At 70.0% G+C, this 12,235-nt stretch carries 10 protein-coding genes, 1 tRNA gene and 1 pseudogene; 5 read left to right on the forward strand and 7 right to left on the reverse strand.

The features are described from left to right. Positions 1–46: 46 nt before the first annotated feature. Both grpE and dnaK read right to left on the reverse strand, forming a co-directional pair. Positions 47–655, reverse strand: a complete 609-nt coding sequence (gene grpE, locus C7C46_RS28860; RefSeq protein ID WP_110672873.1) for a nucleotide exchange factor GrpE — start codon at positions 653–655, stop codon at positions 47–49. Then, entirely contained in the window at positions 652–2,493 is a 1,842-nt protein-coding gene (gene dnaK / locus C7C46_RS28865) for a molecular chaperone DnaK (protein WP_110672874.1), read from the reverse strand. Before dnaK ends, grpE begins: the two co-directional genes overlap by 4 nt. 289 nt (positions 2,494–2,782) lie before the next feature. Between dnaK and C7C46_RS28870 the strand changes: the two genes are divergently transcribed. From C7C46_RS28870 to C7C46_RS28885, 4 genes and pseudogenes are all read left to right on the forward strand, one after another. Next, positions 2,783–5,008, forward strand: a complete 2,226-nt coding sequence (locus C7C46_RS28870) for a (Fe-S)-binding protein (RefSeq protein ID WP_110672875.1) — start codon at positions 2,783–2,785, stop codon at positions 5,006–5,008. A gap of 293 nt (positions 5,009–5,301) precedes the next feature. Beyond that, positions 5,302–6,366 (forward strand): annotated as a pseudogene (gene manB, locus C7C46_RS28875) (mannose-1-phosphate guanylyltransferase); the annotation flags it as partial. A 209-nt stretch (positions 6,367–6,575) separates the two neighbouring features. Then, positions 6,576–7,478, forward strand: coding sequence for a Yip1 family protein (locus C7C46_RS28880; RefSeq protein WP_146259242.1), 903 nt, complete (start codon positions 6,576–6,578; stop codon positions 7,476–7,478). Positions 7,479–7,522: 44 nt separating this feature from the next. After that, positions 7,523–8,413: an alanyl-tRNA editing protein gene (locus C7C46_RS28885; protein ID WP_110672878.1), complete on the forward strand. Its 891-nt coding sequence runs from the start codon at positions 7,523–7,525 to the stop codon at positions 8,411–8,413. Positions 8,414–8,461: 48 nt separating this feature from the next. Here C7C46_RS28885 and dcd read toward each other — a convergent pair whose 3' ends face one another. Then, on the reverse strand, positions 8,462–9,037 hold the full coding sequence (dcd, locus tag C7C46_RS28890; protein WP_110672879.1) for a dCTP deaminase: 576 nt from the start codon (positions 9,035–9,037) through the stop codon (positions 8,462–8,464). 97 nt (positions 9,038–9,134) lie between these two features. Further along, positions 9,135–9,338: a hypothetical protein gene (locus C7C46_RS36880; RefSeq protein WP_110672880.1), complete on the reverse strand. Its 204-nt coding sequence runs from the start codon at positions 9,336–9,338 to the stop codon at positions 9,135–9,137. 173 nt (positions 9,339–9,511) lie between these two features. Between C7C46_RS36880 and C7C46_RS28900 the strand changes: the two genes are divergently transcribed. Continuing rightward, positions 9,512–9,585, forward strand: a tRNA-Gly gene (locus C7C46_RS28900). A gap of 350 nt (positions 9,586–9,935) precedes the next feature. Here the strand turns inward: C7C46_RS28900 and C7C46_RS28905 are convergent. From C7C46_RS28905 to C7C46_RS34470, 3 genes are all read right to left on the reverse strand, one after another. Then, positions 9,936–11,138: a tyrosine-type recombinase/integrase gene (locus tag C7C46_RS28905; RefSeq protein ID WP_110672881.1), complete on the reverse strand. Its 1,203-nt coding sequence runs from the start codon at positions 11,136–11,138 to the stop codon at positions 9,936–9,938. Beyond that, positions 11,138–11,350 carry an excisionase family DNA-binding protein gene (locus tag C7C46_RS28910; RefSeq protein WP_110672882.1) on the reverse strand — a complete coding sequence of 71 codons (213 nt, stop codon included), beginning with the start codon at positions 11,348–11,350 and terminating at the stop codon, positions 11,138–11,140. The genes C7C46_RS28905 and C7C46_RS28910 overlap by 1 nt, the downstream gene beginning before the upstream one ends. 494 nt (positions 11,351–11,844) lie before the next feature. Further along, a complete protein-coding gene (locus C7C46_RS34470; protein ID WP_146259243.1) occupies positions 11,845–12,033 on the reverse strand; it encodes a hypothetical protein in 189 nt (62 codons plus the stop codon). Between the last annotated feature and the right edge of the window lie 202 nt (positions 12,034–12,235).

The following is a 12,235-nucleotide window of genomic DNA, read 5'->3' on the forward strand; positions in this document are numbered from 1 at the left end:
CCGCACATCGCCACCGGCGACGTGCGGCCCCGCAGCGCACAGCGTGTCAGTTCTCGGCCGCACCGTCAGCCTCGGGGGCCGCCGGGCCGTCGCCGTCCGGGCCGCCGGTGGACTGGGTGCCCGGCTGCGGCTCGGCCACCGCCACCATCGCCGGGCGGATGATCCGCTCGCCGATCCGGTAGCCGGGCTGCAGCACCTGCACGCAGGTGTCCTCGGTGACCTCCGAGGAGTAGCTGTGCATCAGCGCCTCGTGCAGGTTCGGGTCGAAGGGCTCGCCCTCCTTGCCGAACTGCTGCAGGCCCAGCTTGGCCACCACGGTCTCCAGCGACTCGGCGACCGACTTGAAGCCGCCGGTCACCTCGCCGTGCTCGCGGGCCCGGCCGATGTCGTCCAGCACGGGGATCAGCGACTCCAGGATGTTGGAGACCGCGATCTCACGCACCGTCAGCCGGTCCCGCTCGACCCGCTTGCGGTAGTTCTGGTACTCGGCCTGCAAGCGCTGCAGGTCGGCCGTACGCTCGGCCGCCTCGCGCTTGGCGGCGGCCGCGTCACCGTCCCCCGAGAGGGCCTTGAGGGCTTCCTCGGCGGCCTGGATCACCGCGTCGTCGGCGTCGGAGTCGTCGCCGGGCTCGACGCCCTGCGGCTTCTCCGTCATGCCGCACCGCCCTTGGGCTTCTCGTCGTCGATGATCTCGGCGTCGACCACGTCGTCGTCCTTGGGGGCCTCGCCGGCACCGGCGGCACCCGCCGCACCGGAGGCCTGGGCGTCGGCGTAGAGCGCCTGGCCGAGCTTCTGGGCGGTGGTGGAGACCTTCTCCGAGGCCTCGCGGATGGCCGCGATGTCCTCGCCCTTCAGGGCCTCCTTGAGCTCGCCGATCGCGGCCTCGACCTCGGTCTTGACGTCGGCGGGGAGCTTGTCGGTGTTGTCGGCGATGAACTTCTCGGTGGAGTAGACGAGCTGCTCGGCCTGGTTGCGGGTCTCCACGGCCTCGCGGCGCTTGTGGTCCTCCTCCGCGTACTGCTCGGCCTCGCGGGTCATCCGCTCGATGTCCTCCTTGGGCAGCGAGGAGCCGCCGGTGACGGTCATCCGCTGCTCCTTGCCGGTGCCGAGGTCCTTGGCGCCGACGTGCATGATGCCGTTGGCGTCGATGTCGAAGGTGACCTCGATCTGCGGCAGGCCGCGCGGGGCCGGCGGCAGGCCGGTCAGCTCGAACATGCCGAGCTTCTTGTTGTACGCCGCGATCTCGCGCTCGCCCTGGTAGACCTGGATCTGCACGGAGGGCTGGTTGTCCTCGGCGGTGGTGAAGATCTCCGAACGCTTGGTCGGGATCGTGGTGTTGCGCTCGATCAGCTTGGTCATGATGCCGCCCTTGGTCTCGATGCCCAGGGACAGCGGGGTCACGTCCAGCAGCAGGACGTCCTTGACCTCACCCTTGAGGACACCGGCCTGGAGCGCGGCGCCGATCGCCACGACCTCGTCCGGGTTGACGCCCTTGTTGGCGTCCTTGCCGCCGGTCAGCTCCTTGACCAGCTCCGCGACGGCGGGCATCCGGGTCGAGCCGCCGACCAGGACGACGTGGTCGATCTCGGAGAGCGAGATGCCGGCGTCCTTGATGACGTTGTTGAACGGGAGCTTGCAGCGCTCCAGCAGGTCCGCGGTCAGCTGCTGGAACTGCGAGCGGGTGAGCTTCTCGTCCAGGTGCAGCGGGCCCTCGGCGGAGGCCGTGATGTAGGGCAGGTTGATGCTGGTCTCGGAGGACGAGGAGAGCTCGATCTTGGCCTTCTCGGCCGCCTCGCGCAGGCGCTGCAGCGCCATCTTGTCCTTGGACAGGTCGACGCCGTGGCCGGCCTGGAAGACCTTCACCAGGTGGTCGACGACCCGCTGGTCCCAGTCGTCGCCACCGAGGTGGTTGTCACCGTTGGTGGCCTTGACCTCGACCACGCCGTCGCCGATCTCCAGCAGCGAGACGTCGAAGGTGCCGCCACCGAGGTCGAAGACCAGGATGGTCTGGTCGTCCTTGTCCAGGCCGTAGGCGAGGGCGGCGGCGGTCGGCTCGTTGACGATGCGCAGGACGTTCAGGCCCGCGATCTCGCCGGCCTCCTTGGTGGCCTGGCGCTCGGAGTCCGAGAAGTAGGCCGGGACGGTGATGACGGCGTCGGTGACCGTCTCGCCCAGGTAGGCCTCCGCGTCGCGCTTCAGCTTCTGCAGGATGAAGGCGCTGATCTGCTGCGGGTTGAAGTCCTTGCCGTCCAGGTTGATCTTCCACCCGGTGCCCATGTGGCGCTTGACCGAGCGGATGGTCCGGTCGACGTTGGTGACCGCCTGGCGCTTGGCGACCTCGCCGACCAGCACCTCACCGTTCTTGGCGAAGGCGACGACGGACGGCGTGGTCCGGGCGCCCTCGGCGTTGGTGATGACGGTGGGCTCACCGCCTTCGAGGACAGTGACGACCGAGTTCGTCGTGCCGAGGTCGATACCGACCGCGCGTGCCATCGTAAATACCTCCACGAAGAGTTGAGCTGTACGCACTCAAGCATGCCCCAGGGTTCGGAACGAGTCAACAGCCCTGAGTCGGAGCCACTCAACTTTTCTGCTGGCTCGGGCCGCCAGGCCGGATTTGCCCCCGAACGGGCGACTTGGGAGCCACGTGACTGCCGCCATACCTTGAGCGTCTTCTGGATTGCTGCTATCGGGCGGTAAGGTCCGGCCGGTGGGTGGTTAAGTTACCCACCGGTACCCTTAACTGACCTGCCTCACGCCGCTGGAGTACGGAGACACCCGGATGCAGCTAGCAGCGATCCTCATCTCACTGGGCACCGCCGTGGTCGGCGTGGCGCTGTTCGCTCGGGCCATCGCCTCGATCTACCGCTTCGTCCGGCTCGGCCAGCCGGTGCCGGCCGGAGCCCGGATCAACGACCCGGTGGCCCGCACGCTGACCCTGGCCCGGGAGTTCGTCGGCCACACCCGGATGAACAAGTGGGGCATCGTCGGTGTCGCCCACTGGTTCGTCGCGGTCGGGTTCTACACCCTGATCCTCACCCTGGTGACGGCGTTCGGGCAGCTCTTCGACCCGGAGTTCGTGATCCCGGTGATCGGCGACTGGACCCCGTACCTGGTGTTCGAGGAGCTGATCGGCCTCCTCACCACGCTGGGCATCGCGGTGCTGATCGTGATCCGCCAGCTGAGCCTGCCGAACCGGGCCGGCCGCAAGTCCCGGTTCGCCGGCTCCCGGATGGGCCAGGCCTACTTCGTCGAGTCGGTGATCCTGATCATCGGCCTGGCGATCCTGACCCTGCGCGGCCTGGAGGGCGCGCTGGAGGGTGCGGACCACTACTCGGCCGCCTACCTGGTCTCCTACCCGCTGGTGAAGGCGTTCGCCGGGCTGGGCCTGGGCACCCTGCACAACCTGATCTGGGCGATCGCCACGGTCAAGATCGCCACCTCCTTCATCTGGATGATCACCGTCTCGCTCAACACCGACATGGGTGTGGCCTGGCACCGGTTCCTCGGCTTCCCGAACATCTGGTTCAAGCGCAACGCCGACGGCGAGGTCGCACTCGGCGCGCTGCAGCCGATGAGCTCCGGCGGCCGGCCGATCGACTTCGAGGACCCGGCCGAGGACGCGGTCTTCGGCGTCTCCCAGGTGGAGCAGTTCTCCTGGAAGGGCATCCTCGACTTCTCCACCTGCACCGAGTGCGGCCGCTGCCAGTCGCAGTGCCCCGCCTGGAACACCGGCAAGCCGCTGTCGCCGAAGCTGCTGATCATGAGCCTGCGCGACCACGCCTTCGCCAAGGCGCCGTACCTGCTGGCCGGCGGCGGCAAGGACGCCGAGGGCGAGGAGAAGGCCACCGCCGAGCAGCTGGCCTCGGTGCCGGCCGCCGCGCTGGCCGAGGCCGAGCGCCCGCTGATCGGCACCGCCGAGGAGGGCGGGGTCATCGACCCCGACGTGCTCTGGTCCTGCACCACCTGCGGCGCCTGCGTCGAGCAGTGCCCGGTGGACATCGAGCACGTCGACCACATCGTCGACATGCGCCGCTACCAGGTGATGATCGAGTCCTCGTTCCCCACCGAGGCCGGGACGATGCTCAAGAACCTGGAGAACAAGGGCAACCCGTGGGGCCTGGCCACCAAGGCGCGGCTCGACTGGGTCAAGGAGCTGAAGAAGGAGACCGGCATCGAGGTGCCGGTGATCGGCGAGGACATCGAGCCGGCCGAGGTCGAGTACCTGTACTGGGTCGGCTGCGCCGGCGCGCTGGAGGACCGGGCCAAGAAGACCACCAAGGCCTTCGCCGAACTGCTGCACTCCGCCGGGGTGAAGTTCGCCATCCTCGGCAAGGAGGAGTCCTGCACCGGTGACTCGGCCCGCCGCCTGGGCAACGAGTTCCTGTTCCAGATGCTCGGCGCGCAGAACGTCGAGACGCTGAACGCGGCGCTGGAGGACGCTCCGAAGAAGCGGATCGTGGCCACCTGCCCGCACTGCTTCAACACCATCGCCAACGAGTACCCGCAGCTCGGCGGGCACTTCGAGGTGATCCACCACACCCAGCTGCTGCAGCACCTGATCGACGAGGGCAAGCTGGTCCCGGTCAACCCGGTTGAGGGCCTGATCACCTATCACGACCCGTGCTACCTGGGTCGGCACAACAAGGTCTACAGCCCGCCGCGCGAGATCATGGACAAGGTCCCCGGCCTGCGCCAGCAGGAGATGCACCGTCACAAGGAGCGCGGCTTCTGCTGCGGCGCCGGTGGCGCGCGGATGTGGATGGAGGAGCGGATCGGCAAGCGGATCAACACCGAGCGGGTCGACGAGGCGCTGTCGCTCAACCCCGACATCGTCTCCACCGCCTGCCCGTTCTGCCTGGTGATGCTCTCCGACTCGGTCAACGGCAAGAAGAACGAGGGCGCGGCCAAGGAGCACCTGAAGGTGGTCGACGTCGCGCAGCTGCTGCTCGACTCGGTGAAGGCCGCTCCGGCCGAGCCGGTCGAGGCGGTCGCCGAGCCCGCCTAGCACCGGCCGTCGGCGTCCTGCGGCCCGCCGCGGTGCCGGCCGCCCGGGTCGCCCGGGCGGCCGCGGTGCAGGCCGCCGAAAGCCGGGCCGGACGGCGGTTTAAGGTGGTTGTTCGAGACGAGCGCGAATGTGCTTACGGCTCGACGGCTCACATATGATGCCTGCCCCGGGGTGGTATCCGCCCGGGGCAGGCTGCTTCCGTCTGGCTTCGACAAGCACCACGCACCCAAGCGACCCTGCGGCAACACTCCACAGGCCGGGTCGCTGCCCGATTCAAGGGGAGAAAAGCACAGATGACCCAGGCGATCATGCTGGTCGGCGGTCAGGGCACCCGGCTCCGCCCGCTCACCACGCACACCCCCAAGCCGATGCTCCCGGTCGCCGGTGTGCCGTTCATCGCCCACCAGCTGGCTCGGGCCGCGGCCGCCGGTGTCACCCGCGTGGTGCTGGCCACCTCCTACCTCGCCGAGGTCTTCGAGGAGCACTTCGCCGACGGCACCCCCTACGGGCTGGAGCTGGTCTACCTCACCGAGGTCGAGCCGCTGGGCACCGGCGGGGCGATCCGCAACGCCGCCGAGGGCCTGACCTGCGGCCCGGACGAGCCGGTGCTGATCTTCAACGGTGACATCCTCTCCGGCCTGGACATCGCCGCGCTGCGCGACGGCCACGTGGCCGCCGGCGCCGACGTCACCCTGCACCTGACCCGGGTCGAGGACCCGCGCGCCTTCGGCCTGGTGCCGACCGACGAGAACGGCCGGGTGCTGGAGTTCCTGGAGAAGCCGGAGACCCCCGAGCAGATCGTCACCGACCAGATCAACGCGGGCTGCTACGTCTTCACCCGTTCGGTGATCGACCGGATCCCGGCCGGCCGGGTGGTCTCGGTGGAGCGCGAGACCTTCCCCGAGCTGCTGGCCACCGGCGCCCTGGTGCGCGGCGTGGTGGACACCTCGTACTGGCTGGACCTGGGGACCCCGGCCGCGTTCGTGCGCGGCTCGGCCGACCTGGTGCTCGGCCGGGTGGACTCCCCGGCGGTGCCCGGCCCCACCGGTGAGGCGCTGGTGCTGTCCGGTGCGGCGATCGACCCGGCCGCCGTGCTCAGCTCGGGCACCGTGGTCGCTGACGGCGCCTCGGTGGCCGCCGGCGCGATCGTCGAGGGCAGCGTCGTGCTGCCGGGCGCGGTGGTCGCCGCCGACGCCGTGGTCAAGGACTCGATCGTCGGCGCCTTCGCGGTGATCGGCGAGCGCACCGTGGTGGACGGCGCGGTGATCGGCGACGGTGCCGTGGTGGAGTCGGACAACGAGCTGCCGAACGGCATCCGGATCGCCTGCGGCGTGCGGCTGCCGATGGGTGCCGTGCGCACCACCGCGGGCCCCGGCGGCTGCCCGGCCGGCGAGACCTCGGCGGCCGCGGTGCACGGGTCGGTGCTGCAGAAGTAGCGGTTCCGTTCCCGCCGTTCCGGTGGGAACTATGGGAGCTCCGGCAGGGCTGTGGCGCACACCGCGTCACAGCCCTGCTGCACTTCTGCCACGGCCGGGCCTGGGTTGGGCTTTTTGGGTACCGTCGGAGGGTGGCTGGCAACGGGTATCAGAGCGGGTGGGGCGGGGCTCCGTACGGGGAGGACCAGTACGGCGTCGGCCAGTACGGTCTCAGCCAGTACGGTGACGGTCGCTACGGCGGCGAGCCGTACCGGGGGGACGGGTACCAGGGGGACGGACACCAGGGCGAGTACCAGGGGGACGAGCAGCCCGGGTTCACGCGGGAGTTCCCCCAGGGGTACTTCGACGGGGAGCAGGGCGGCTCAGGCGGGCAGGGCGTTCCGGGCGGGTCTGACGGGTCTCGCGGGTCTGACGGGTCGCGCGGTTCGGGGGAGCGGGAGAGCGTGGCCACCTACCGGGCCGGCGGGCGCACCAAGCCTCGGGCCACCGGGCCGCGGCCGCGCTGGCGCCAGCTGCTGACCGGGCTGTACCGCCGCCCCACCCGCACCTTCGACCTGGTCCGCGACCACCAGCTCTGGCTGCCCGCGGTCAGCGTCTCGCTGCTCTACGGGGTGCTCGCCGTGCTCGGCTTCGGCAGCACCCACGACGAGGTGTTCAAGTCCACCTTCACGGTGGCGCTCTGGTCGCTGGCCGGGTCCGCGGTCGCCTTCACACTGGCCGGCCTGATGCTCGGCACGGTCACCTTCGCGCTGGCCCGCCAGCTCGGCGGCGACGGGCCGTTGGCGTCCACGGTCGGCCTGGCGATCCTGATCGGATGGACCACGGACGTGCCCCGGCTGCTGCTCGCGCTCTTCCTGCCCTCCGGCAACTCGGTGGTGCAGGCGGTGGGTTGGGCCAGCTGGCTGTGCTGCGGCTACCTGCTGAGCGCGATGGTGCGCCGAGTGCACGACCTACCCTGGGGCAAAGCGGTCGGCGCCGCTTCGCTGCAGTTGCTGGCGCTGCTGGTGCTGATCAAGCTGCCGACGCTCGGCTGAGTGCTGCTCGGCCGACCACCTGTTCATACGTACGGAGTTCCTGAATGACCCTCGCCACCACCCGTGTCAGCTTCCCCGGCGGAGCTGTGACCGGGGAGTCCACCGTGCTCGCCGTGCACCCGCTCGGCGACGACCGGTTCGCCGTGGTCACCGCCGCGACGCCGTTCCACCCGCTCGACCACACCTGGCCCGACCAGCCCGCCGACACCGGCACGCTGACCGTGGCCGGGCGCGAGTTCGCGGTGCTGGACTGCCTGACCGGCGCGGTCGGCCCCGAGGGCGGCGAGCTGCTGGTGGGCGGGGACATCCCGGTGCGGCGCGGCGACGAGGCCTGGTCCTGGTTGGTGCTGCACGTGCTGGCCGAGGACCCGGGCGCGGTGGTCGGCGAGCCCGTCGCGCTGGCCGTGGACGCCGAGCGGCGGCTGGCGCTGAGCGCCGCGCACACCGGCTGCCACCTGCTGGCCCTGGCGCTGAACGAGGCGCTGGCCCCGCGCTGGCGCAAGGACCCGGGCCGGGTGGACGCGTTCGGCCACCCGGACTTCGACAGCCTGGCGATGGCCACCTCGGTGATGGACGCCGAGGCCAGCACCGACACCTACCGGCTGGGCAAGTCGCTGCGCAAGAAGGGCTTCACGGTGGACGCCGTGGACGAGCTGCCGGCCCTGGCCGAGGCGCTGCCCGCGATCACCGAGGCGGTCAACCGGCGCCTGGCCGGCTGGGTGGCGGCCGACGCCCCGGTACGGATCGAGGTGCCGGGCCCCGAGCTGACCGCCCGGCGCCGCTGGCACTGCGAGCTCCCGGAGGGCTCGGCCACCATCGCCTGCGGCGGCAGCCACCTGCACCGGCTGGGCCAGCTCAGCGCCCTGGAGGCCGAGCTGACCCTGGCGGAGGACGGCAGCGAGCTGGTCGCCGTCACCCGCCCCAAGCGAGCCTGACGCGTCTTCTGCTCTCCTGCTCTTCCCGGACTCTGGTTCCTGCTGGTCTCAGACCTCGGTGCGGTGGAAGTTCAGGAAGGAGCGGGACGGGGTCGGACCGCGCTGCCCCTGGTAGCGCGAGCCGTACCGCTCCGAGCCGTACGGGTGCTCGGAGGGCGAGGAGAGCCGGAACAGGCAGAGCTGACCGATCTTCATCCCCGGGTAGAGCTTGATCGGCAGGGTGGCCACGTTCGACAGCTCCAGCGTCACGTGCCCGCTGAAGCCCGGGTCGATGAAGCCGGCCGTGGAGTGGGTCAGCAGGCCCAGCCGCCCCAGGCTCGACTTGCCCTCCAGCCGGGAGGCCACGTCGTCCGGCAGCGTGATGACCTCGTAGGTGGAGGCCAGTACGAACTCGCCCGGGTGCAGGATGAAGGGCTCCTCACCCTCCGGCTCCACCAGCCGGGTCAGGTCCGGTTGCTCCTGCGCCGGGTCGATGTGCGGGTACCGGTGGTTCTCGAACACCCGGAAGAAACGGTCCAGCCGCACGTCGATGCTGGAGGGCTGGACCATCGCGGGCTCGAACGGGTCGACCACGACCCGGCCCTTGTCGATCTCGTTGCGGATGTCTTTGTCGGAGAGCAGCACGCCACGAGAGTACGTGGTCGGCGGCCCGCCCCCAATTCCCGACCACCCCGCGGACCCCTCCCACCACCAGGTCGGGGCCCGCGGGGAACGGCCGCCACTACGCCGAACGCGACGCCTGGGCCAGCTGCCCCTCGGACAACGCCCCCAGGTCGGCCGGCACCGAACTGCGCAGCCGCCCGCACTGCGGACACCTGATCAACCGCCCGGGCCCGAGCCGCCCGACCCCGAGGTTCCGCATCGGGAACGTGCTGGTACTGAACACATGCCCCTCGGCACAACGAACCACCGTCCGCCGCTCCATCGATCCCCTTCCCACACCACGCCTGCCCAAGCCGCGGCCACCAGCCGCGCGACGACAGCGTCACAGTAGGGGACCTGCCGGACATCCCCCACGATGGCTCGCCGGTGTCCAACACCACTGCCGGGATGGGGTACAGTGGAGCATGATCGAGCCGCTACTGACGGTTCGTCAGTGCGGGCGTAGTTTAATGGTAGAACATGAGCTTCCCAAGCTTATAGCGCGAGTTCGATTCTCGTCGCCCGCTCCACGCAAAACCCCAGGCCAGCGGCCTGGGGTTTGCTTATTGTCTGGACCAATTCCAGGCTCGCGCACCACTGGTGCACCACTAGGTACCCCGAAAGGGATGACGAAGCGTCAGATATGGACGCCTTCGAACATTCGCTCGATGATCGTCTCGAATTACGAGATGCACTTTCTGTGATCTGGATCACGCCAATTCGGGCTTCAGTGTGATGCCGGTCACTGGCGCCTGGAGTACCGAAAAAGCACATACCCGCAGCTCAGAGGCACATCGGCGCCCGCCTGCGTGCGGCGCGCGGTGAGCGTCAGGGGTCGCCAGGGGGCGGCGACGGGCATTCGCCAGCCCCTGACGTGGCGTCAGATCGAGCGTCGGATGGGGCGCACCACTGCCGCACCACTAGGTACCCCGGCAGGGGGTGTGGGTGGTGTCGGCGGGGTGCGTCCGGTGTCGCTGCGGACACGGGTGTCGAGCTTGGCGGCGAGCTGGCGCTGGCGGCTGGCAGTGGAGTGCTGGTAGAGCATCGCGGCGCGCACCGAGGACTGGCCCATGCGGACCATGAGGTCCTTGAGGCTGGCGCCCTCCTCGGCGAGGAGGGTGTTGCCGGTGTGCCGCAGGTCGTAGAAGGTGAAGTTCTGCGGCAGGTCGATGACCTTGGCGCGGGCCTTGCCGAACTTGCGGCCGAAGGTGGTCCGTCGGAACGGAGCGCCTTTCTCGCCGACGAAGAGCAGGCCGTCGGGTTCCTTCTCCGCGTACCAGGCCATGTGCTGGCGCAGTGCCTGGTCGAGGAAGGACGGCAGGTGGATCGTGCGCTTGCCGGCCCTCGACTTGGTCGGGCCGGTGGCGCGTTTGCCCGTGTTCAGCTCGGGCGACGCCTCGGTGATCCGCAGGGTCCGCTTGTCCAGGTCGACGTCCTCGCGGCGGAGTTCGGCGAGTTCCTCGGGGCGCAGGGTGGCGAAGGCTCCGAGGAAGACCATGAACCGCCACCGCGGGCCCATGAGTTCGGCGAGCTCGAAGACCTGCTCGGCGGTGGCGACGGGCCGCTCTTCGGCCTCCTCCTTACCGGCGCCCTTGATGCGGCAGGGGTTGCGGACGATCACGTCGTCCTCGACGGCCGTCTCCAGGACAGCCTTCAGCAGGCGGTACGACTTGGCCACGGTGGTGGCGCCGGTCGCCTGCTTACGCTCGGCGTGCCAGGTGCGGACGCGGGCAGCCGTGATCTCGTTGAGGGTGAGAGCGGCGAAGGTCGGCAGGAGGTGTAGGCGCAGCAGGCGCCGGTACAGCTCGTCGGTGGTCGGCATCAGCCCGCGCTCGTCGGTCCAGCGCAGGGCGTAGGTCTGGAAGTCGACGTTGCCGGCGTCGGGGTCGATCCAGTTGCCCCGGGTGAGGTCGGCCTCGGTGACGGTGAGCCAGACCTCGGCGTCGGTCTTGGTCTCGAAGGTCTCCGGAGCGCGGTGCTCCTTGCCGGCGGCGTCACGGTAGCTGGCGGTCCAACGGCCGGAGCGGTACTGGCGGACGGCGCCGAACCGGCGACGGCTGGGCGCGTTCTTCTTACGCGGCATCAGGCGTTACCCCCTCGGCGGTCGCGACGGGAGGGGACGGCGGGGACGGTGCCGGAGGTGAGGTAGGCGGCGAGGGTGCTCTCGGCGATGCGGACGTGGGTGCCCATCTTGACGAAGGCGATGCGGCGCTCGGCGATCAGCCGGCGGGGGAACCGCTCGCTGGTGCCCAGGCGTTCGGCGACCTGGGCGACGGTGAGGTACTGCTCGGGCATGCACGTCCTTCTGCACGGCGCGGACCGTGGTCGGCGTCGTGGGTGTCGGTGGAGTGGTGGGCGTCCCTGAGACGGGGCTTCAGGGTGGCCCAGGCGGGCACTGGCCTGGGAGGCTGCGGCTCGCTTGCAGATGACCGGGGCCGGGCGGCGCCGCATCTGGCGGGCTCTGCTCGGTGCTCCGCGACGGGCGCTGGGTAGTGCGCTGGGCCCGTCGGATCCTGCTTGCGGGAGCGGGAGTTCACGCTCGCGCGGGTCCGTAGTGATGGGGAATGTCGGGAGGGGAGGCGACCCGGAAAAACGCGGCGGGCAGGGTGCGACGGATCTTCGCTCCGCCAGGGCAGCGAGCCGTGCCGTCAGCTCTGCGGCGCTCCTGCGGTCGCTGTAACGGCGCGGCACTCATCGACGGAGGTGGGCAAGTCGGCTGACCTGGTGGTCAGGTACGCCGGGGTGTGTCTTCCCGTCGGGCCGCCCGCAGAGCCTGGCCCCCAGGGGCCTCAGTCAGTGAGGGCCAGCAAGCCGAGAACCTGGCCGATGGTGACGGGCTCTTCCAGGACGGTCCGCCGTCGGGGCTGGCGTAGCGCAGTCGGCCAGGCTGCCTGGCGCGCCGCCGGGCAGCTGTCGACCGCGGCCCGCCAGGTGATCTCGCCTGTGCTCCAGCCGCGAAGCTGACGGTCGAAGCGCATCCGCCAAGCGGCAGCATCGCTCGCAGCCGTCAGGAGGGTGGAGTCTGCGGTAGAGCCGATGTCCGATTCGATGGCGGGTGCGGTGGCGTAGTGCTCGATGATATGGCTCCTCCGATGTCGTATATAGAGAATTAGGCACCTCGGGTGAGGCTGCAGGTATGCGGGCAGGTGGCCCCGGCTATGCAATGCCACTTAGCTTAAG

Origin of the sequence: Streptomyces tateyamensis (genome assembly GCF_003205575.1) — a bacterium.
Lineage (GTDB): Bacteria > Actinomycetota > Actinomycetes > Streptomycetales > Streptomycetaceae > Kitasatospora > Kitasatospora tateyamensis.